Here is a 22,060-nt window from a genome sequence, read left to right on the forward strand (position 1 = left end):
AAAAGCGTGGTTCGATCGAGCATGATTCTGCCTGAAACAGCTCGATCGAACCCACTAAGCCCCGATCGAACCCGATCAACCTCATCTCCACCCCTATGCCGACTGCTCACCGGGCCCGCCCCGATCGCCCTGCCCGATCGCCTCGATCCTCCCGATCGCGGGTGACGCTGCTGTCGCTGTGGCAATCGCGGCGGGCGGCCCGCAGTCGCAAGGTGTCTCCCCTGCCGCCCAAGCCGCCACTACCGCGGCCCATTCAGCGCCTGAAGCGAATTCAGCGTTGGTCGGCCATTGTGGCAATGGTTTCGATCGCCCTGGCCGTATTGGTTTATGCCCAAACGGTGCAGTTGCAACAGGCTTGGACAATGGACTATCGCAAACTCCAAAGTCTTCAGCGCCAAGAACGAGATTTGCGCGTGGCCCTGGAGGTGTTGAAAGACAAGGTGGCCCGCCAAGCGGCGGCGACCGACTCCACCTTGCAACCCCCCCCACCGAAACAACTGATTTTCCTGAAGCCCGCCAACACGACGGAAGCCACTGGCCGATCACCCAACATGCCCGCAGCGTTGCCACCGGCCACGGGTGAGGGGCAACAACCCACCGAACCCAAACCGATCGGCTACTGATTCCCGGTTACGATTCTCAATCCTGCGATGGTTATGGATCGCCCCTTGAGCCATTGAACCGCCACTCGGGCTTAAGCTCGGCGGTAGCGCATTCCCGGCAAGTTTTCCACCAGGCCCAATAGCTCTAATTCCGTAAGGGCCGCCATCACGTTTCCGGGACTGAGGCCGCTGGCCGCCACGATCGCATCCAGGGCCGTGGGAGTTGGGTCGATCGCCCGCAAAACGGCAGCCGGAGCCGGAGCCAGGTTTGGTGGTGGCGGCATTGGGGCGACGGCTGGCTTGGCCGTTGGGGTTGGTCCAGGAGCAGCGGGCCCAGGAACGGGCGATCGGGCGGTTTCACTGACAGTGGCGGACTCCGCCCGATCGAGCTGGGGCAGGGCCCCCAAACAATCCAACAGATGATTTTCGCTCAAAATGACCTGCGCACCGCTGTTAATCAGCTTCAGGCAACCGGCCGAAAGGGGCATGTCCAATGACCCGGGCAACACATAAACATCTCGGCCATAGTCGGCCGCTTGATTCGCAGTGATCAATGCTCCCGATCGCTCGCCGCCTTCAATCACGATGGTTGCCCGCGCCAGCCCCGCCACAATTCGGTTACGGCGCGGAAAGTGCGCGCGATCGGGCCCCGTGCCGCTGGGATATTCACTGAGGGCAAACCCGGAGCCGGGATAGTCAAACGTACCCACAATTCGACCATAGAGATCGCGGTTGCCCGTGGGATAGACCCGATCGACCCCGGTTCCCAAAACAGCAATGGTGCGCCCACCCGCCGCCAAACAAGCACGATGGCTTTCCGCATCTACGCCCTCCGCCAACCCAGAAACAATGCCAAACCCCGCTTTGGTGAGACAGGTGGTGAGCCGATTAGTCCATCGCTGGCCATAGTCCGACGGTTGGCGCGTGCCCACAATCGCCACCAGAGGTTGCGTTCCCTGAAGTTCCGCCGGGTGGGGTTGACCTCGGTAATACAACAGAGCTGGGAAATCTGGCAACTCCCGCAGCAGTTGGGGATAGTCTGGATCGGCGGGAGTCCAAAACTGGGGATTTTTTTGAGTCCAATCGGCCAAGAGCTGCTCAGGGTCGATCGCCGATCGCCCGGCCAGGATTTTCGCCAGCCGTTGGGGGCCGATGCCTTCGATGGGGGTTAAGTCCCCGGGCGCTGCCTGCCAAGCGGCGGCCAAGGAACCAAAGGCCCGCTGGAGCCGCTGCAAGAGCACAGGGCCCACATCCGGAACCCGCGACCAGGCCAACCAGGCAGCTCGCTCCGTGGAAGGTGCAGTGGGGTGCGATCGGGACAGATTCAAAACAGATTCAAATTAGGAGGGCTAATTAACAGTGAACAGATTTGGTATCAACCGATTGGTATCATAGGGGGGCTATCGCGTCGTGTTCGATCGGGGCTGCCTTAGCCAAGCGTTCGATCGCGATTCGACAGTGCCCCTGTGGGCCCCCGTCGGCACTGAGTCACCGTTGGCAACTTCGCTATCGCGTTGGCCTTTGCCCCGGCTTGCCCCACAACTTGGCTGCCCAAGCCTCTTTCCTCGTTCGGAGCAATACAAATGCTGGCGCTTAAAATCACTGTATACGTTGTTGTCTCGTTCTTCATTGGCCTGTTTGTGTTTGGTTTTCTGTCCAACGACCCGGCCCGGAACCCCAACCGTCGCGATTTTGAATAAACCTGGGCTGGATTTTGGAATGCCATCGCTAGCCATCGATGGGTTGTCCATCGGCGCGATCGCAATTCCGAGCTTCAATCCTGCTCCTTGTGTTGATGATGAAACTCAGCGATAGCGACCAGTTTGCTACGCTGAGTTTTTGTGTGTGGCAGCAAGGATCCCAATGGCGGCATCTCTTGCCATATCCCCAGTACAATGACCACGCAAGCACGCTCACCCAAGGGATTGTTTGGGGCTGAGCAGTGGCCGGCTGGATGGTTTACTTGCGATCGAGATCCGGCTCGATGGTGTGGTTGATTGTCGTGATTTTTTGCCCATTGGACGACTGATTTATGCCCTACCCGGTGCTACCGCCCGAGATGCCGCCGCTAGTCCAGGACGTGGCTGTAACGCGGGAAACTGAGCCGACGGCCGCCGAGGGCGATCGCCCCCCTAAGCCAAATTCAACCGCCCCCGCGTCGGTTCCCCTGCGCCGGTTAGGATCTCTGCCGCCTCGGCCGGCTCGCAGCTTGCGGCCCGGATCCTTGCGAGATTTTCGGCAACAGCACCGCCAAGACCGACGGGCAGCCGACCAATTGGGGCCGAATCGGGCCTTGATTCATATCGATCGGCAAATCGATCGGCAAGTGGATCCGCCCAACCGACAAAACCCACCCCGCCCGCAGACCGAAGAGCGGACAACTGCCACCAGTAACGGGAAGAACCCGCCGGCTGGATTGCCGCCGCTGCGTCGCTGGGCAAGACCCACTCGCGATCAAACAACGCCCCCCCAATTAACCCAGTCCACCGATCGACCGTCAGCCGCCAATCCTGGCCGACTCGGGGGATCCACAGCAGTCGGATCCACAGCAGTCGGAGCTACAACTGAGGGATCTACAACTGAGGGAGCAACGGTCTACGCCGCTCAGGATCCAACGAACCAACCCAATGCTCAAGGCGCTGGGCAACAACTCCGGGCAGACAATCCCGATGAGGATCCCCTGCGGAATGTGCCACCCCTGTTTCCTCGGGAAGGGCCAGGGTCGGTGACCGAACCACCCAATGGAACCGAGGGGCCGGAGATACCGCCTCCCGAGCCAGCCACGGGCGATCCACCATTCCCGCCGCGATCGAGCGATCAACCCCCATCCCCCACGGATCCGCAGCCGACGGAGCGACCGATCGACCCCGATCGACCGCCCCAACCGGTGAATGCGGGCGACCCCAACAATTCACCGAACCGAACCGATCGCCCCGGTGGCGGTCGGCCCCCGCGGCCAGAGTTGCCCAATTTGCCCCCCGGCGCGATCGGGGCGATTGAGGTAACGGCCGATCGGCAGGAATTTGACTCGGTTCGACAAATTTTTATCGCGATCGGCAACGTCACCATGCGTTACCAAGGAGCCGTGATCAATGCCGATCGACTCCAGGTCAGCCTTGACAATCGAATTGCCCTCGCAGAAGGCAACGTAGCCCTCACCCGTGGCCAGCAGGTGATTCGGGGTGCAAGGATGGAATACAACCTGGTGCAGGGGGATGGTTCCCTGTTTGAGAGCTACGGCGAAATTTTCCAGCCCACCACTGGTGAAGACTTTGCCCCGGCAGAGGTGATCACCGCCGGGCCCTATAATCCCGCCCTCGATCGCCCCTTGAGCGATCGCATTTCGGCCAATGAGCCGCTGCGGGATGTGCGCCAAACGGGTCAATTTGGGCTGCAAGTGGGCACGGGCAATTTTGGGCTATTGGATCCGCCGCCGGGCCAGGTGGGCGAGGTGCAAAACTTCCGCTTCCAGGCCGATCGGGTCGATTTTGACCCCAATGGCTGGGTGGCCCAAAACGTGCGGATCACCAATGATCCCTTCTCGCCCCCGGAAACGGAAATTCGGGCCGATCGGGCCCGGCTGCGGCGCTTGTCACCCTTGCGGGATGAGCTAATTGCCGATCGCCCCCGGGTGGTGTTTGACAATCGCTTCACCCTGCCCCTGTTGGTGCGCCGAACGGTGATCGATCGCCGGGAACGGCCGCCCCAGCCCTTTGAAATTCGCTACGACGGTGAAGATCGAGGCGGGCTATACATTCAACGGCAATTCGATGTAATTCGCACGCCCCGAGTTCGTTTGCGGGTCACGCCTCAATACCTGATCCAGCGGGCCCTATTTGACGAACAAGCCAACGGGCCGATCGGGCTGGATGTGTTGGGTTTGCAGGCTCGACTGACGGCGCAACTGTCCCCCACCACTTCTCTGCTGGGTGTGGTGCGGGCCGTGACGCTCGATCCCGATCGCTTTGAAGATGACTTCCGAGGCAGCGTTCGGCTTAATCAAATCATCCCCACCGGTTGGGGGCCCCACTCCCTCACCCTGGAATATAGCTATCGCGATCGGTTGTTTAACGGTTCCTTTGGGTTCCGCACCGTGCAGCGCAGCATCGGGGCCGTTTTTGCCTCGCCCCAAATCCGAATTGGCAACACCGGCTTCATTGCCAACTACCAATTGGGCTACCAAAACATCAATGCCCAATCGGACTTTGGTAATTTGATTGATGAACCCAGCCGCAACACGGACGATCGAATCACCCTCGATCGCACCCAAATGGCCATTGCAGTGGCCCGCCCGATCGTCCTGTGGCGTGGCGAAGCCTTGCCGGCCACACCCGAAGCCGGCCTGCGCTACAGTCCCGTGGCCCTGCGGCCGAGCATCGTGCTGGTTCCTCGCTTGCAAATGGTTTGGCAAAACTACAGCAGCGGCGACTATCAAAACGTGCTCACCGGCTCGATCGTCCTCCAGGGACAGTTGGGCCATTTTTCCCGTCCTTGGCTAGACTACACGGCCTTCACCTTGGGCTACATCGAAAACTGGCGGCATGGTTCCTCACCGTTCCTGTTCGATCGCGTCGGGGATGCGCGGGTGGTGGTCGTTGGCCTCACTCAGCAAATTTATGGCCCCTTCCGGGTTGGCTTCCAGCAGGTCTACAACGTTGATACGGGCGAACGGATCGACAGTAACTACACCCTGGAATATAGCCGCCGCACCTACGGTCTGCTGTTGCGCGTTGATCCAGAGCGCCAATCCGGCTCTCTGCAACTGCGGATCACGGATTTCAACTGGACGGGCAGCGGTCAGGAATTTGGTGATATCTAGGCCCGATCGATCGATATGGCCTGATCGCCTTCACCTCCAGCCTTGATCTAAAACGATCGGCAAGTCATGAAACAGATGCCATAAAGCGATTAACAGGTGGGCATTGCCCATCCCACCGGCCGCTCAAACCTTGCTCTTAAATGGGCAGGTTGGCCCTGGGGTCAAACGACTCGATCGCCCGTAATTGCTCATACAACGCCAACTCATCGGTGCTCAATTGGGTTGGCGTAGCGATTTGGATTTCCACAATTTGATCGCCCCGGCGATCGCGGTTGATCGGATAGCCCTTATTCGACAGACGCAGCCGCTGGCCGTGGCGCACCCCGCGCGGCAGGTTCATCTTCACCATCCCATCCAAGGTCGGTACTTCGATCGCGCTGCCCAACACCGCCTCGCTGGGGGTGACTGGCACTTCGCAATAGAGATCGACCCCCTCCAGCCGGAAAAAGTCGTGGGGGGCGACGGTGATTTTCAAGAACAAATCACCGCCATTAATCCCCTGATTTTTGAGGCGGATCCGCTGGCCAGTCACCAACCCTGGCGGCATGTTCACCTCCAGCGATCGGCCGTCTTCTAGTCGAATTCGTTCCCGGCCACCGCTAAAAGCCTTTTCTAGGGGAATGGTTAACCGCGCTTCCGCATCCCGGGCAACCGGTGGCTTCACGGTATAGGCCGTGCGGGTTGTGCCGGGCCGGTAGTAATCTCGATTGCCGGGCTGGGGTGGGGCCGTCGGTTCGCCGCGTCGATTCAACAGCCGATCAACAAAGCTATTGAAGTCAATAAACTCGCTGTAGTCCAGGTTGTCGGCCACCCGGGATTCGGAGCGATCGCCCCAGGTGCGTCCTGCCGCTGCCCGCCGGGCATTTTGGAATCCCTTCTGTTTCCAAAATTTGCTGTATTCGTCGTATTGGGCCCGCTTGGTTGTGTCCGAAAGTACCTCGTAGGCTTCGCCAATGTCCTTGAATCGCTCTTCGGCTTCCTTGTTTCCGGGGTTCAGGTCGGGGTGATATTGCCGAGCCAGTCGCCGGAAGGCCCGTTTAATTTCGTCGCCGCTGGCCTCTTTGGCAACACCGAGAATTGCGTAGTAGTTGCGGAAGTTTTGCATTCGGGGAGGTCAAGTTCAAACGGCTGCGATCGCGATCGGCGCTTCGGCTTTCCAGCTTACCGCGATGGGCCCTTAGGCGTTCGATCGGCTAACCGATCCGGTCGATTGGCAGCGTGATCGGCAATCTGCGGCCATCTAACGACCGGCCGCAGATTGTGATCGCCCAACCATTCCAAGCGCGATCGGCAGCAGGTGACCAGAGCCGGATCGGGAGCATCCTGGATCAACCCGCATGTCTTAATCCATGTCTTGATCTAGGGATGCCCGCTGACCCCGGGAGATCGCCCCTCAGCTATAGTGAGGGGATGGAGCCAATCACGGCGCGATCGCCCGTCCGGCTCGGATTTTTGACTTGTTATTTGCTGATTAAACCCATCATGGCCGCAAAACCCGCTGCTCCCTCCTTTTCCATGGAGGACTTCATGGCTGCCCTCGACGAAAAAACCGTCTCTTTTGAGGCGGGGCAACGGGTCAAGGGCAAACCCTTTGAGTACGCCAACGACGGGGTTTATGTAGACATTGGCGGCAAATCCGCTGCGTTTTTGCCGGTGCGCGAAGCCGCCATGCGCGAACCCTCGGGCGCTGAGGAACTGCAAAACCTGTTGCCGCCCAATGTGGAGCGCGAGTTCATTGTGCTCAAGGAAGCCAACGCAGATGGTCAGGTGACCATTTCGATTCGACAAATGGTGTTGGATCAGGCCTGGAAAGAGTTGGCCAAGGCCCAAGAGGAAAAACAGGCGATCGCCGCGCGTGTGAATGGGGTCAACAAAGGCGGCGTGACGGCGGCCGTGATGGGCTTGCGGGGGTTCATTCCCCGATCGCACCTGGTGGAGCGGGAGGATTTGGACTCGTTGGTGGGTCAAACCTTGACCGTCGTGCCGATCGAGGTGAACCGCAATGCCAAAAAACTGGTGCTCTCGAACCGGGAAGCGGCCAAGGTGGGCCTGATGGCACGCCTGAAGGTGAACCAACTCATTGAAGGTAAAATCACCGGGATTCGCCCCTTTGGCGTGTTTGTGAGCTTTGAGGGCAACACAGGGCTGCTGCATGTCAAGCAAATGAGCCAAGCCCATGTGGCCTCGATCGAGGATCTGTTCAGCCAGGGCGAAAGGATCCGGGCCGTGATTATGGAAATTGATGAGTGGAAGGGACGGATCGCCCTTTCGACAGCGGTGCTGGAAAATCATCGGGGCGAAATGTTGGAAAACAAGGCCACGGTGATGACCGAGGCGATCGCCCGTCATGCCCAGCTTTATCCCCACTGGGACGCAGAACCAGAGCCGATCGCGGAGTCCAGCCCGGAGCCAACCGAGCAGCCCACCGCCCCGGAAGCCGCAGAATCGATCGCACCGACTGACCCAAGCGAGTCAAGCGAATCAAGCGAATCAACCGCAGCCCAGGCCAGCCCCGAGGCGATCGCCCCGGAAACACCAGACAACCCGGCAGCAGCGGAACCCGCCACCAAGCCAGAACCGGCCCCTGCGCCCAAGGCTCCGATCCGGCTGGTGGATTTGAAACCGAAACCTAGCCGCGCTCCTGAATCGGACGCATAGCCCCTATGATCCCGATCGCCCTGGTCTTGGCCCTTTGCCTGGAATGGGCGATCGCCCCGGCGGCGATCGCGGGTTTGCCTCCTAGCCCACTCGCCCAAGCCACCCCGAACCAACCGGCAGGGATCCGGAGCGATCGGCTGGGGTTCAATGGCCTGCGCTTGGGCGACAATCCCCAGCGGGTGCGGGCCCGACTGGGCCGGCCCCAACGCACCCAAAACCAGCCCCCTGGCAACTATGACCGCTACGAGGCTTGGTATTACCCGAACCTGATTTTGGGCTTTGGTGATGGAGCGTTGGCCATGATCACGACGACGCGACCTAACTGGGGAACGGCTGAAGGGGTACGGGTGGGCGATCGCTCCAGCCGCATCCTGGCCGTTTACGGAGAACCCAATTGGCGCGATTCCGATCGCTGGGGCTACCTAACCGATGACGGGGCTTTTTTGACCTTGCGCCTACGGGGCGATCAGATCGTGGAAATTCTCTGCGGTTGGCTGCCCGATTAAGTTGGCTGCCCAATTTAAGTTGATTGCCCAATGTTTAAATTGGTTGCCCAATTCATGATTCAGCACCCATGAGCAACCATGGCTAAAAAGCAAAAATTTCCGCATCTGTTGGGTTCCAAGTGGACGGCCCGCCAGCGCACCTTCGGCTGGCGACATTTCCAGGTGAACAATCGCAAAAACGAGGGCGATCGAGTCTATGCGGAACTGGTGTCCTCCTGCGATCCCAATGCGCGGTTTTGGATTGATGCGCGCAATCTCAAAAACCGTGATCTGTGGGCAGCGGGCTGGCAAACCCTCGAAGAAATTGAAATTCTGGCAGCGGTTGATCGGGGCGATGACCTGAGCGAAGAAGTGGAAGTGCTGCACCCGGACGCGCTGTGATGCCCAGCCCCCAGCCGCCACTTGGAAGGGCCATGGGGCTAGAGCGTGTCGTCAAATTGCCTGAAACCCTGATTCCGCCGTTGATCGATCAACGGTGGAATTAGGGTGGTGGGAATAAAGATCAACGGAGAGGGTGGGATTCGAACCCACGGAACCTTGCGGCTCACTCGATTTCAAGTCGAGCGCATTCGACCACTCTGCCACCTCTCCCGGTAAGCCCTGTTATTTTACCCCTGTCGGCGCAAAATCGACCCCTGATTCTGAGATTTCCCACCCAGTCAGCGGAATTTGAAACTGCTGCGGGGCTGCGATCGCGGCCAAATCTGCCCGGAACTGCACCACGGGGCCAATGATGGCGATCGCCGGGGCAGAAAATCCCGTTTCGGTCACTCGATCGCACACCGTTTCTAAGGTGGCCACCAATTCCGCCTGTTCAGGACGGGTTCCCCACCGAATCAGCGCCACGGGATCGGTGGGCGATCGCCCCGCTGAAATCAAGGCGGGCACAATCTGGTTCAGGTTATGCACACCCATATAGATCACGATCGTTTCAGCACTTTGGGCGATCGCCGACCAATTCACCTGGGGGCGATATTTCCCCGCCGACTCGTGCCCCGTCACAAACACCACCGATGAGCTGTAGTCGCGATGGGTTAAGGGAATGCCCGCATAGGCCGGCGCAGCGATGCCAGCCGTCACGCCCGGCACCACCTCCACCGGCACACCCGATCGCAACAGATCTTGCATTTCCTCGCCCCCTCGGCCAAACACAAAGGGATCGCCCCCTTTCAGCCGCACCACGATCGCCGCTGTCTGGGCTTTTTCAATCAGTAATTGGGTGGTTTCTGCTTGCAACTTTGAGTGACGGCCCCGGCGTTTTCCCGCGTCAATTCGTTCCGCCTGGGGATTAATCATGGCCAGAATCGGGGCACTCACCAACGCATCGTAAACCACCACATCGGCCAATTCGAGCAATGTCTTTCCCTTCAGGGTCAGCAAGCCCGGATCGCCAGGCCCCGCCCCCACCAAATAAACCTTTCCGATCGGCTGGGGAGTCGCAAAGTCGGTCATGAATGAGAACTACCGGAACGTTCGAGATATTGATCTTAAAGGATGCCTGAGCAGTATTTCGGGGAGCAATGTTTGGGGTCATGGGTGACCGACATCGCCCAACTGTGCCTACTGGGGTTTGCATTTACCCGCACGAATCAACCCCACGCGCTTGGCGATCGCCTCCGCCAGCTCGCCATAGGGGCCCCACCGATCGCCCGTTGGATGGGGATTGGGCAAATCGGCCAGGCGATCGCTCGGGACAATTTCGCAGCGATCGTCTGCACAGCGCACAATATAGAATCCCGGGACTTCCATCAACGCCTTCAATCTGTCTGTTGATTAACCCTAATTACCGAAATTGCCGATCAACCAATTAATTAATCAATCAACCAATTAATTAATCAATTACCCAATTGAGCAATCACCGAGCCGATCGCCCGTTGATGAACAGCAGCTTGCTTCCTCAAAGATCTAATCAGCTATCGGGGAGCAGTAGCGGCGCTGGCTCCAGCATTTTCACCGTCCTTCAGCTTGGCAATTTCCCCTTGCAACACTTCCAAAGCCTTCGCGTATTGGGCATCTTCTAGCGTGCCAATTTTGTCGCGGTTTTCACTCAGGAACTCCCGTTGTTGATCGGTCAATTCCACCTTGATATCGGGATCGATCCCGTGTTTGTTGATGTCGCGACCGCTGGGAGTCAAATATTTAGCCACCGTCACCGCCATCCCGGAACCATCGCCCAGGTTCCGAACTGACTGCACCAACCCTTTCCCAAAGGTTTTCGTACCAATCAAAACGGCGCGTTGATTGTCCTGCAAAGCTCCAGACAGAATTTCGCTGGCGCTGGCAGATCCCCCATCCACCAAAACCACGAGGGGTTTGTTCGTGAGGGCGGTGCGGTTGGCCTGTTGGCGATCGGTCTCGCCGTTGCGATCGACCGTGGACACGATCGCCCCCTCATTCATCCACATCCGCGCGATGTCAATGCTGGCATACAGCAAGCCACCGGGATTGGAGCGTAAATCCAACACATAGCCAGAAACGTTTTGGGATTCTAGCTTTTGGATGGCTTCTCGCATTTCCGTGGCGGCGTTGGCGCTGAATTGGGTCAGGCGAATGTAGCCGATCGGGGCTGTGCCGTCCTTGGGCCGCTCGCTGAAACTCACCGGATGCAGCTCAATACGGGCCCGCTCGATCGTGTAAGTCATGGTGCGATCGCCCCGTTGCAGGGTCAACACCACCGTGGTTCCCACCGGGCCGCGAATCAGCTTCACGGCTTGGTTAATATCCATCCCCTTGGTGGATTTGCCGTCAATGCTCAGGATTTTATCCTTCGACAAAATGCCCGCCTTGGCCGCCGGGGAGCCATCGATCGGGGAAACAACGACCAATTCCTTGGTTTTCTTGTCTTCACCCAACTGCAATCCCACCCCCGTCAGTTCACCGGAGGTGTCGATTTGCATGTTGCGGAATTCATCGGGATCCATGAAGCGAGTGTAAGGATCGCCGAGTTTTTCCAGCATTTCCCGAATCGCTTTGTAGGCCGCTTCGGGTTGGGTATAGTCGCGGTTCAAATAATCTTGGCGCACCGCTTGCCAGTCCACCTGGTTGAAGGTGCCATCCACATAGAGCCGATCGACAATTTGCCAAACCTCGTCGATCACTTCCTTCGGGTTTTCTTGGAAGAAAGCATGACCTTGCGAAAGGTGAATGCCCGCGCCTGTCAGAGTCACAGCAGCCACCGTTGTGGCCGCCGCACCTAAAACGAGCTTGCTATTCGCGATCGGCATAAGGCTCTAGTTCATCATTCGCGCGTCTCATTCTCATCATAGTGTTTTGCCGGGTCGATGGCGATTGGCAAGGCAATTAGGGCATCACTTGATTGAACAGGCTGCCCAGGGCGATCGCTTGGGCCCGGGGCATTTGGCCATAGCTGAATCGGTAGGGAATTTTTGACCCCAACAGCGGCCGCATGGTTTCTAGCAGGTAAGGACTGCCGTATAAAATCACGCCCGCTAATTGGTGGGATTCTTGAAGGGCTTTCAGCCAAGCGATCGCCCCTTGGGTAAGGTTGGCGCTGCCTCGAAAGGGATTGCCCCGGGCAAAAATTTGCAAAAGGGTGGGTTGCTGGGCCGCCAGGGAACCGATCGCCTCGAAATCCACCGGGCTGTAGCTGTCCACAATTTGCAGTTGCCCGATGCCCCACTGGCGCGGCCAGGCGATCGCCGGGACAAATTGCCCCAGGAAGTCACTGGCGATCGCGTCATCCACCACAATCAGATTGCGGGCGATCGGGCGCTGGGTTGGAGTATCGGCCGGAGAATCGATCGCCGCTTCGGGGGTCAGCTCCGCCAAAGTGCCCAAATTTTCCAAGGCTTCCTGGGCCAAGGTGCGATCGGACGTTTCGGGTGTCTCGGGCGATCGGGGCAGGGCCAACACCCCATTACCGCCGCCCAAACTGCCCTCCAAAATGGCCGTCACGGTGGCTTGGTGCTGGGGCTGGCCCAATTGTCCCCGCAGGTCGATCGCGCTGGGGGGAACGTCGGCCGCCTGTCGATCGGCCGCCTGAAAAACCTTGCCCTTGGCTTGCCAAATCCGCGCCACCGATTCCCGAATCCGCTCCGGGGAAATGCGTCCCGCCTCCACAGCCTGTGCCACGGCCTCGATCGCCCCCGGGGGATCCACCGGCATCAACAAAATATCGGCCCCCGCTTCCACGGCCATCACGGGCGCTTCGTTGGCCCCATAGTGCCGAGCGATCGCCCCCATCACCAGCGCATCGGTCACAATTAGCCCCCCAAAGCCCAGGTCTTGCCGCAGCAACTGGGTCAAAATCGATCGCGACAGGGTGGCGGGCAGTTGGGCATCAAGGGCGGGAATTTGCAAATGGGCACTCATCACCGCATCCACACCGGCCTCGATCGCCGCCACAAAGGGAGGCAGCTCGATCGCGTTCAATCGCGGGCGAGCGTGGGGAATCACCGGCAGAGACAAATGGGAATCGATCGCCGTGTCGCCATGGCCCGGAAAATGCTTGGCCGCCGTCAAAATCGGGAATTGGTGGGCCCCGGCGATGAAGGCCGCGGCCAGTTGCCCGACCAATTGCGGATCGTCCCCAAACGATCGCACATTAATCACCGGATTAGCAGGATTGTTATTCACATCCACCACCGGCCCCAGCAACCAATTCAGCCCGATCGCTTGGGCTTCCGCTGCCGTCATGGCTCCCAAGTTGTGGGCCAAGGTCAGCGCTTGGGGTAAGTCCTGCTGTGCCAACGCGCCGAGGGCCATCAGGGGCGGCCCTTGGGTGGCTCCCCCAAACCGCTGCCCCACGCCCTCTTCAATATCCGCCGCAATCAGCAGAGGCACGGGGGCCAACCGTTGAAACTCATGGGTGCGCAGCGCCACCTCGGCCGCGCCCCCACCCAGCAGAATCACGCCCCCCACGCCCAACTCCTGGATCCAAGATTCCAGCACCGAGGCGATCGGCTCCCAAGCGGGATAGCGAATTTGGGCATCAAACAGAAAGCCCGAAGCCCGCACAACAACCATTTGGGCAATCTGTTGGCGCAGGGTCAGGCGATCGAGGTCAGGCAAGGGGAACGGGGCCGAAACAGTCATGGCAGCAACTCTAGGCAACTTCTCGCGATTCCTGGTGGAACCATAACCAACAACGGGACTCTACGGCGAAATTCCTGATTGCCACGATCGTTAACAAACCCAACTTAACCGCCTCTCAAGGCAGGTCGATCGCCCCCATAGCCTCAAGGGCCTTCCACAACACCGCCACCCCCACTTGTTCCGACACCGCTTGGGGATCGAACTTGCCATCGGCCACATATTTTCCCGCTTGATAGTGATTGCTCCCGCTCCACAGATAGGGCGTGAGCACCGTGGGGCGATAGAGCCGATAGCCAAAGCCGTTGAACCGTTCGGCTCGCCACAGCCAAGCCCCCAAGGAACGATCCTTCACGCGCGGGCCGTCAAACTCCTTGAGGGTGAGGGCATCGATCGCGCTGTCTTCCCAAGTTTTGAAGGGGCCCCGCCCGATCGGCTCGATCGTGGTGCGCTGGCTGAGGGGTTGCCCGTTGTGTAAATGGCAGCGAAAGTCACAGGTGGACTCTAGGTTGTGAATCGCCGCCACAAACCACCAGGGCACTTGGATCGCAGTCTCAATGGCCCCATAGCGCGATCGAAACTTCAAAGCGCGATCGGCTGCTTGTTTGGCCCTGGCTTGCCAGTTGGAGCGGATTTGGCAAGTTTCCCAGAGGCGATCGTATTCAGGCTTGAGATCCGGAAGGCGGGTGGAGGAAACCATCGCGAGGACAACGACAGGCGTTGCAATCTCTCTGCTAAATCCACGATAACGCTGGACGGAGATGAGGGCGCTGGGTTGGGGAAATTGTTAATGCTGTTTGAGCGTATTGAGCGTATTGTCTGAGCATACCGATTGATTACGGCAATTGACCACGGCATTAGCGATCGGCCCGGGAACGATCGGGCAACTCCTGTTCCTGGGCCAGGGCCCGAATGGCCGCCCATTCCCAATCGCTCAAGGGCTGTTCCTCCAGCTCGATCGAGAACGTATCCCGAGCGGCCTGGGTCAGGGTCGCCACCAGGTGCGATCGGGACAGGGGCGGCAACCGGGGTTCCAGCGGCTCCGTGCCAAAGATCTGGCCATGGAGCGATCGGTTGGGATGCAGGGCGATCGAACCATGTTGCAACACCGCCGCGCCTTGCAAATATTGAGCGCTGCCGATTAACTTTTCGCCGCCGTCAGCCAGCACCAAATCCGCATCGGTGGCCAGCGCAAAACAGTTGGCTTGGTTACGCAAACCGACCGATCGCCCCTCGCCAAACCGCAACTCCACCCCCAGAGCCTGCCAACCCGCAATCAAAAATCGACAAATGCGGCAATAGGCATCCCGACGGCTGCCGAACTGGGAGCCAATGACCGCATAGGTGAGATCATCCCCATGGAGCACGGCCCGGCCACCCGTGGGCCGCCGCACCAGAGGAATCGGGCGATCGGCCCATTGCAACTGTTCCCAAGCGGCCGGGTAACGCCGTTGATGGAACCCCAGAGAAATGGTGGGTTCCGACCAGGTATAAAACCGCAGAACCGGCGGGCCCGCTGCTTGAACATGCTGCTCAAACAACCAGCGATCGATCGCCATTTGCACCGCGCCGGATTCGTTCAAGGTTGGGATCAGTCGCCAGCGATCGCCCATGGCCTCAATTGGTGAATAGCCTCAATTTGTGGATATATCAATCGCGGCCCCGCAACTCGCCAGCAAAAGCCGCTTTAACCAAATTCCGCTTGCAGTGCTTCGTCATTGTCATCGGCGATCGAAGCCACCAGCGTGATCGATCGGGAAATTTCCCCCGGCGACAGTTCCGCCACCGTGCGGGTTGTGGTCACCACCACGGAATTCTCCGCGATCGCGTAGCGGGCCTCAAAGGTGCTCAACCAATTAGCCGCCATCAGTTTTTTCAGCAACCCGGCCTCATCCTTCACCGGCAGATTCAACACCGATGACCACACCGTCAAAGTGTCATCGTCGGTTTCGCCCGTCAGTTGCACATAGACCTCCACCGAGCCGTATTGAAACCGCCAAAGGGACGATCCGCCGCTGCGATTAACCATGGCGCTGTTTTCTGTGGCCAAGCTGGAGATCACCGTTTCGATCGTCTCGATCGCGCTGGTGGGCCCTTCTGCTACGTCCAACAAAGCTTCTTCCGCCGCCGTTGTCATAGATCTAAGTCAAGTGTTGAGTCAGGTTAGCGGGCTGGAGGGGATTTCGCCCCGCAGGAGCCGAGCAACTGGCCACAGGCCAGCCGCCCGATCGCCCCATGCCCACCCCATCCAGTGTGGTCGCAACGTTCGATCGATGCAACTGATACTGAATGTCTGATACTGAATGTCTATTGCTGAGCGTCTGTTGCTGAACCTCTATTGCTGGATATTCGGGATCTTAATTTTCAGGATTTTCAGGGCGATCGCTCGGCTTCCGGGCCACCCAATATTTGCTCAAGAAATGGGTTGAGGTTTCCACCTGCTCAAACCCGGCCTTGTCCAAATAGGCCACCAAATCATCCGTGATGTAGTGGCGATAGAACGGTTCATGGAACGCCGCCGGGAACCCTGCCAACACCGGCTCCAACTCCGGCGCATCGGCCGCCTGAATTGAATCGCACAGCACCACCGTGCCCCCCGGCTTCGTCACCCGGAACAGCTCTTGGATCACCTGGGCACGCACCGGCCCCGGCAACTCGTGGAACAGGAATGTGCTGGTGGTGACGTGAAAATAATCATCCACATAGGGCAGCGCTTCCCCTTGACCCTGGGCGAGTTGGGGCAGCTCACCGGGCTGTTGCGACAACATTTGATTCGCCTTGCGCAGATAGGCCGGCGACAGATCCAGCCCAAACAGCGCCGCCTTGGGCAGAATCGATCGAATGAATCTCAGGGTGCGCCCCGTCCCGCAGGCCACATCCAACACCCGCAGATCGCGCCCCGTCACTTCTGGGAAAGCGCTTGCCCCCTGGGCGATCGGGGCCAACACCCGCCGCCGCATCGCATCCGCCGTCCCGTTAAACAGCAATTCCACCTGCAAATCGTACAAATTCGCAGACCAATCGCTCAGATAGCCATCGGTTTGGTAGTGGAAATTTTGTAGGTAATACTTCGGATAACCGTTGGTGTCGATCGAGGGCGAAAACTCCTGAAAGCGCTTTTCCGACAGGCGCATCCAAGTTTGGAACCCATCCCAAATCACCAACGGATAGAACTTCAGGAACTCATCCCAAGCATTTTCAAACACCAACTCAGGCCCATAAACCCCCCGCTCCACATCCTGCCAATCGGTTTCCAGCAGCGTTTGCATCCGGCGCTGCAACAACTGGAACACCTCCGGGGGCAGGCTTTGATTTCGTTGGGGCAGGGGTTTGATCGCATTCAAAACCCGCGTGTTCATTTGCTTGTGGGCCAAGCTAAAAGCTCCCTTGCCCTGCTGAAACGTCTGATAGGCCAGCTTCAGCAGGTCATTAGGATTCGGCAGCGGAAAAGGTTGCTGTGGGCGGCGATCGGTGGTGGCAGTCATGGCAATGGGAAATTTTGAAGGGCGATCGACCCGAGACCGGGAATGCGTCGATCGCTTGGATTATTAAGGGGCAAGTCCCCGGCGAAAACCAAACCCCGATGGCAATTGGGGCGGTCTTGAGGGTCTATTGTAACGAAAACTTTACGATCAATCGGGCGATCGGGCAGCGAGGAAGCCTTCTGGCATGGTTTCCTACCGGAAGGCATCAACCCATCAACCTCTAACCTAGGGCAAATTCGGTGAAGGGGCGGATGCTGGGGGGATGGTAGCCCAGCACCAAATCTTCCTTGGGCACACCGCGATCGAGCAGTTGTTGCACGATTTCGACTTCCGTGCCGTTGTATTGAACCCAAATTTTGGCATCCTCTGGGCTGCTGCTTTTGATGTCGATGTGCATGATCAGGCCATAGTCACGTCGCTTGGTTGTCCAGCCATCAATAACGACGGCATAGCGATCGTTGATTTCATCAAAGATGGGGTTAACGGCGATCGCCCTAGCTTCGGGACGCACGGAGGCATTGCGACGAAATTCGCAAAAATCGTTCAGTACTTCTTTGACGTATTGCCGATAGGTCGCTAGTTTTTCCATAGGGCAATGGTCTCCGTTTCGGGTTCATAAACTAACAGTTTGACTTGGTAATTCGTAATCGACATTTTAATAAATTCAAGCGTAAAGAAGCTTTCATAAATGACTTGGGGAACAGCCAGGAAGAGTTCCCGCGCAGGATCGCTGACTTGTAAGGCTAATCGATAATTTAAAAATTGACCGAGTGCTAAATGAAACTCAGCGATTTCGGATCGGCCGCCAAAGGTTTTAATTTCTACGGCGATTTTCTGGCCGGCGCGTTCTGCTGCCAGCAGCTTTTCTGCCCCCAAGTCGATATATAAATCAACGCCGCCGAGTTTGAGACTCAGGGGATCATCCGTAATCGACCAATTCTCTTTTTCTAAGGCGTTCCGAACCGCTTGATGAAATAGATCTTTGGCCATAGAAATTGTCTTGGGCGATCGCGTTAGGCTTGCTAGCTGAGTTGGATTTTAGCTTAATCCCCAATTCTGCCGTAGGGTGCGTAGGGCAACGGTTCGCAGGTTCCCGAGGTGGGTTTTTCGCCCTACGCACCGCTGCCATGTTGCGGCTGCTCCCTAGTGCATCCCAACGCCGTCGCCAATGGGTCGCCACTGGGTGCGTTGTTCAGGAGTAGCGTGATGGAGCCGTGGAAAATAGCCAACCCAAAGTGAGATCGATGAGCAAAAGCTGGCTATAGATGTATCGTATGTTGACGAGCTTCAGCAATACAGTCCAACTCAATCAGTAGAGTGGCATTATGAAAATCAATAGTTTAGGCGAGAAAATTGCCCAAGCGAAAGCTTTGACTGATCAAGAACAGGTATTTGCCATAGTTTCTCACTATTGCCAAAAACTAGATGCCTGTCCCGAATGGTTAGATGGCTACAACTTCTTAGCCAAAATACTCACCGAACAAGAAGCTGTGCCGGAAGCAATCACTGTTTATCAGCAGGCCATTCAAGTTTTTCCAGAGCAAGCCACGCTCTATGTCAATCTAGCAACCTTGCTGTTAACTCAAAGTCACTTTGCTGCTGCCTTACGGGCCTATGAACAGGCGATTTTACTAGATCCTAATTGGCATCACAGCTATCTGTGCCTGGCTCGGCTGCATAAATATTTGGCACAGCTAGAGGACGCGGTTGCCACTTGCGATCGCGGTTTGAAGGTTTCTCCTGGGGCAGGTGATTTATGGCAACTTCGATCGCAGTGCTTGGAACAACAAGGACGATGGGAGGCGGCCATTGAAGGCTATTTGCATCTGCTAGCAACCAATCCTGGCTCGGATATAGCCTATCAGGCGATCAAACGCCTGGGTGTTGACCATCAGCGCCAAGATTGGTTTGATTTCTGCTCTCAGCATGACTTAACTCCCTCGCTCTTGCATCGCTTTAGTCAAATTATTTCCTGTGACGATAGCCTTGTTTGGTCAACAGCATTGCCCCAAAATTCATCTAATCAAGATGACGGAGCATTAACACTTAACCCCCAATTAGGTGATTGCTTTGAGCTTAAGGCAGCAATGGTTTGGATTGAATCACAAGCCGTTGCGATTTTAAATCATGAGAAAAAGTTTCTAGTGGGAGCTTGTAGTGGCAAGCTATCAACTCTGATATGGGAAAAATCTGCACCTGACTGGCCAGAAGTTCAGCCAGGAAAAGCATTGATTCTGTCTACTTTATGCGGAGAAAATTACTATCACTGGATGTTTGATATCTTGCCTAGGATTGGCAGATACAAAGAAAATTTTTATCAGGACAAGAATGCTCTGGATAAAATTGATTATTTTGTTTTTGACAAAATCAATCACCCGTTTCACAAAGAATCCTTAAGTTTGCTTGGCATCGAAGCTAGCAAAGTAATAGAAACAGGCAGCCAAGCAGTATTATGTTTTGAGTCTGTTCTAGTACCATCCTATATGAACGGCATCACACGCTATGCCTGTAATTTTTTGCGAAATACGTTCTTGAGCCGCGCCTTACAGCAGAAGGAATTGACGGCGATCACTGGCAGTGTGGAATTACAAGCCACAACTAATGGACAAGACGCTCAACCCACAGAGAACCATCTGGCTAGGGCAACAAGCAGCTTGTCTATTCATCCCTTGGGCGCTGACAAGTCAGCCAAAAAAATCTATATCACACGCAGTAAAGCAAGTTACCGGCGGTTGCTCAATGAGACAGAAGTGATGGAGTTTCTTATAGCCAACGGATTTGAGATTGTTGAACTGGAAACACTGCCATTGTTGGAACAAGTAGCCATGTTTGCCACTGCGGAAGTGGTGGTTGCGCCCCATGGGGCTGGGCTAACTAATTTAGTGTTTGCCTCGCCTGGAACCTGGGTTCTTGAATTGCTATCGATTGCCTATCGACCAGTCTGCTACAAAGTGATCAGCGAGTTTGTGGACTTAAATTATCGCTATGTGATTGGGGAAGCCATTCAGCGCGCAGATGGACTGTTTCAAGAGGAACCAGCTTGGTACGACCTGAGAATAGATTTAGAAAAAATCAAGGCGATCTTGGCAGAATTTAGCTCTTCACCCAGTTGACTTAATTCCTACAAAAATCACCCTATTAGTCTAAGCACACTGCATCAACTACCCCTGCTGTTTCCTCAGAATTTCGGAATTTGTTGCGCCTCGTTCTCCTCCGTCTCCACCTCTACTAACACGCCGTCGTGGTTTCGGGCCTCCCGTTTTGCCCTAGCCTAGGATGACCAACTCTGGAATGCCAACGGGCTAGCTAGTGATGCAATCGGCGCTGATTAAAGGCTGACGATCGCCCACCCAAGGGGGCAAGCCGGGCCTCAAAACCGGTTCTCCCGATCGCTCGGCCGCTGCCACAGTTTGGTTGAGTTCGAACAGGAAGGCCAGGGGATCGGTGCGATCGTCCCAACCGTAGGCCGCGGCCACGGCTCGATCGAGTGCGGCATGGGCCAAGTGCAGCGGCGTATCGCCCGGTTGATCCAAGGTTTTATACAAATCGCGCAGGCTCCATTAGGCTTCCGCCATCAGGGTTTCGCGCAATTGGCGCAGGGCGCGGGCGGCTTCTGCCACGGCTGTGATTTGGGCGATCGTCACCGTTTGCGGCCAAGGAAAGGTGTCAAAAACGGTGTTGGAGGTGTAGCGAAAATCGCCTTTTAAGGTTGAACATTGGCGGGTGAACCATTGCCAATGCAACGAGGATTGCAAAATCCCAAAGGAATAATCATCGTCTAATGGAAAAACAATCAAGGCGGCATTGGGACGGATACGACCTGAAACAAATGCAACGATCGGGCGTTTTGTTACCTGTCCGCAAACAATATAACGATCGCCCTGGCTGATTTTTGCAATCATTTCAGGGCGCGGGTAAGACAGGAGCCACCAACGATTCAAAAAATTTTGATGGTGATGATTAACTTTCGCTTTTGGGTTTTTCTTCAAGACTGCTTGATTGCGATCGGCTTCTGCTTGGGCGGCCTGTTGCCGGGTCGGTAAGACCTCGGTTTTAATCTGTTTAAAAATTGCTGGATAGGTTTTTGCAGTCTCTAGGGATTGGGGATGAAAATCAATCACGTAGCGTTGCGGTTGCGGCGGCACGCTCGATAGTAATTCATGGGCATCGGCTTCGGTGTAGGGGGGATTTTTCAGGCGATCGCGCCGGTCACAAAGCGATCGATACAGCAGCCCCATCCGTTGGGCCGCCGTCGCTGTCACCTCCACAATTTGCCCGTCGCGAAACTTGGGTTTTGCGGCTCCCCGTTCCATGAAGCGGAAGGCTTCGGGATGAAACGGCAATTCATCGAGGGCTAACCGTTCAACGGGGATGCTGACCGATTGGGTGAGGTCGTAAATCCAAAACTGCTCGAAGTTGCAAAGGATGATGTATTGCGGTTGAGGCGTGAGGCGTTGGGCATAGCCCCAGGCTTGGTTGTAGTGGCGATCGAGATGTCGCTCCGATCGCCGCTTCAGTTCAATCAGCAGCGAACCATCGGGCCAATACAAATCGGCGTAACCCGTCTGGCCCTTGCGGCTGCCCTGATCCACCACTTGCTCGATCGTGGCTCCCGCCTGCTTGGTTCCGGCATACCCAAACGCCTGAAAGAATGTCTCCAGAAACAGCCCGCTATTGCTGCGTTCCGTCGCGGCGGGTTGCGACAGGATATAGGTTTGGCAAAAGGTGACAAACTCCTGCAGTCGATCGCGGTTCACTGACGGCATTAGGAATCGCGGATCAGCAAATAGGCCAAGGACTAAACAGCCATACCCATTAAAGCGCTGATTCTTGGTGGGGCGATCGGGGCAGCCTTGACCCGCCCAAAAAACGAGAAGCGATCGAGCCAAGCTTGCCAACAGAGCAAACGACTCGATCGCCTCTGAAGTTACGACTAGT

Annotated in this window: 21 protein-coding genes and 1 tRNA gene; 7 read left to right on the plus strand and 15 right to left on the minus strand. The window is 56.9% G+C overall.

The genetic code is table 11. The features are described 5' to 3' along the window. Positions 1-95: 95 nt before the first annotated feature. A complete protein-coding gene (locus ACZA91_RS04185) occupies positions 96-623 on the plus strand; it encodes a hypothetical protein (protein ID WP_463184839.1) in 528 nt (175 codons plus the stop codon). A 71-nt stretch (positions 624-694) separates the two neighbouring features. Here the strand turns inward: ACZA91_RS04185 and dprA are convergent, their stop codons facing one another. After that, positions 695-1,930, minus strand: coding sequence for a DNA-processing protein DprA (dprA, locus tag ACZA91_RS04190; protein ID WP_463184841.1), 1,236 nt, complete (start codon positions 1,928-1,930; stop codon positions 695-697). 255 nt (positions 1,931-2,185) lie between these two features. Here dprA and ACZA91_RS04195 point away from each other — a divergent pair, with 255 nt between their 5' ends. After that, positions 2,186-2,302 carry a photosystem II reaction center protein I gene (locus ACZA91_RS04195; RefSeq protein ID WP_099531763.1) on the plus strand — a complete coding sequence of 39 codons (117 nt, stop codon included), beginning with the start codon at positions 2,186-2,188 and terminating at the stop codon, positions 2,300-2,302. 332 nt (positions 2,303-2,634) lie between these two features. Next, positions 2,635-5,421, plus strand: a complete 2,787-nt coding sequence (locus ACZA91_RS04200) for a DUF3769 domain-containing protein (protein WP_463184843.1) — start codon at positions 2,635-2,637, stop codon at positions 5,419-5,421. A 136-nt stretch (positions 5,422-5,557) separates the two neighbouring features. Here ACZA91_RS04200 and ACZA91_RS04205 read toward each other — a convergent pair whose 3' ends face one another. Beyond that, positions 5,558-6,526: a DnaJ C-terminal domain-containing protein gene (locus ACZA91_RS04205; protein WP_099531761.1), complete on the minus strand. Its 969-nt coding sequence runs from the start codon at positions 6,524-6,526 to the stop codon at positions 5,558-5,560. Positions 6,527-6,786: 260 nt separating this feature from the next. Here ACZA91_RS04205 and ACZA91_RS04210 point away from each other — a divergent pair, with 260 nt between their 5' ends. From ACZA91_RS04210 to ACZA91_RS04220, 3 genes are all read left to right on the plus strand, one after another. Continuing rightward, positions 6,787-8,079 (plus strand): S1 RNA-binding domain-containing protein, encoded by a 1,293-nt coding sequence (locus tag ACZA91_RS04210; protein ID WP_463184845.1) that lies wholly within the window; start codon positions 6,787-6,789, stop codon positions 8,077-8,079. 5 nt (positions 8,080-8,084) lie between these two features. After that, positions 8,085-8,585 (plus strand): hypothetical protein, encoded by a 501-nt coding sequence (locus tag ACZA91_RS04215; protein ID WP_463184847.1) that lies wholly within the window; start codon positions 8,085-8,087, stop codon positions 8,583-8,585. A gap of 78 nt (positions 8,586-8,663) precedes the next feature. Continuing rightward, positions 8,664-8,966 (plus strand): TIGR02450 family Trp-rich protein, encoded by a 303-nt coding sequence (locus ACZA91_RS04220; RefSeq protein WP_463184849.1) that lies wholly within the window; start codon positions 8,664-8,666, stop codon positions 8,964-8,966. Between the two features lie 125 nt (positions 8,967-9,091). Here ACZA91_RS04220 and ACZA91_RS04225 read toward each other — a convergent pair. The 11 genes from ACZA91_RS04225 to ACZA91_RS04275 form a co-directional block, all read right to left on the minus strand. Next, positions 9,092-9,176 (minus strand) — tRNA-Ser (locus tag ACZA91_RS04225). A gap of 12 nt (positions 9,177-9,188) precedes the next feature. After that, entirely contained in the window at positions 9,189-10,037 is an 849-nt protein-coding gene (cobA, locus tag ACZA91_RS04230; protein WP_190354095.1) for a uroporphyrinogen-III C-methyltransferase, read from the minus strand. 108 nt (positions 10,038-10,145) lie between these two features. After that, a complete protein-coding gene (locus ACZA91_RS04235; protein ID WP_099531843.1) occupies positions 10,146-10,334 on the minus strand; it encodes a DDE transposase family protein in 189 nt (62 codons plus the stop codon). Positions 10,335-10,498: 164 nt separating this feature from the next. Then, on the minus strand, positions 10,499-11,809 hold the full coding sequence (gene ctpC, locus ACZA91_RS04240; RefSeq protein ID WP_190354094.1) for a carboxyl-terminal processing protease CtpC: 1,311 nt from the start codon (positions 11,807-11,809) through the stop codon (positions 10,499-10,501). Positions 11,810-11,885: 76 nt separating this feature from the next. Then, a complete protein-coding gene (locus ACZA91_RS04245) occupies positions 11,886-13,640 on the minus strand; it encodes a glycoside hydrolase family 3 N-terminal domain-containing protein (RefSeq protein WP_463184852.1) in 1,755 nt (584 codons plus the stop codon). Between the two features lie 115 nt (positions 13,641-13,755). Next, positions 13,756-14,337 (minus strand): hypothetical protein, encoded by a 582-nt coding sequence (locus ACZA91_RS04250; RefSeq protein ID WP_190532467.1) that lies wholly within the window; start codon positions 14,335-14,337, stop codon positions 13,756-13,758. A gap of 157 nt (positions 14,338-14,494) precedes the next feature. After that, a complete protein-coding gene (locus ACZA91_RS04255; RefSeq protein ID WP_463184853.1) occupies positions 14,495-15,250 on the minus strand; it encodes a lipoate--protein ligase family protein in 756 nt (251 codons plus the stop codon). Positions 15,251-15,324: 74 nt separating this feature from the next. After that, positions 15,325-15,774: a YbjN domain-containing protein gene (locus tag ACZA91_RS04260; protein ID WP_190354091.1), complete on the minus strand. Its 450-nt coding sequence runs from the start codon at positions 15,772-15,774 to the stop codon at positions 15,325-15,327. 220 nt (positions 15,775-15,994) lie between these two features. Next, positions 15,995-17,122: a class I SAM-dependent methyltransferase gene (locus ACZA91_RS04265; protein ID WP_190532475.1), complete on the minus strand. Its 1,128-nt coding sequence runs from the start codon at positions 17,120-17,122 to the stop codon at positions 15,995-15,997. A gap of 220 nt (positions 17,123-17,342) precedes the next feature. After that, positions 17,343-17,711, minus strand: a complete 369-nt coding sequence (locus tag ACZA91_RS04270; RefSeq protein WP_463184855.1) for an element excision factor XisI family protein — start codon at positions 17,709-17,711, stop codon at positions 17,343-17,345. Next, positions 17,699-18,112, minus strand: a complete 414-nt coding sequence (locus ACZA91_RS04275) for a XisH family protein (RefSeq protein ID WP_463184857.1) — start codon at positions 18,110-18,112, stop codon at positions 17,699-17,701. The genes ACZA91_RS04270 and ACZA91_RS04275 overlap by 13 nt, the downstream gene beginning before the upstream one ends. Before the next feature lie 335 nt (positions 18,113-18,447). Between ACZA91_RS04275 and ACZA91_RS04280 the strand changes: the two genes are divergently transcribed. Then, the gene (locus tag ACZA91_RS04280) at positions 18,448-20,235 is read left to right on the plus strand and encodes a glycosyltransferase family 61 protein (protein WP_463184859.1); all 1,788 of its coding nucleotides are present in this window, start codon (positions 18,448-18,450) and stop codon (positions 20,233-20,235) included. A 189-nt stretch (positions 20,236-20,424) separates the two neighbouring features. Here the strand turns inward: ACZA91_RS04280 and ACZA91_RS04285 are convergent, their stop codons facing one another. Together ACZA91_RS04285 and ACZA91_RS04290 are read right to left on the minus strand one after the other, a co-directional pair. Further along, positions 20,425-20,667, minus strand: coding sequence for a hypothetical protein (locus tag ACZA91_RS04285; protein ID WP_463184861.1), 243 nt, complete (start codon positions 20,665-20,667; stop codon positions 20,425-20,427). Positions 20,668-20,682: 15 nt separating this feature from the next. After that, positions 20,683-22,011 (minus strand): type IIL restriction-modification enzyme MmeI, encoded by a 1,329-nt coding sequence (locus tag ACZA91_RS04290; protein WP_463184863.1) that lies wholly within the window; start codon positions 22,009-22,011, stop codon positions 20,683-20,685. Positions 22,012-22,060 lie beyond the last annotated feature (49 nt).

Source organism: Limnothrix sp. CMB-01, assembly GCF_055193175.1.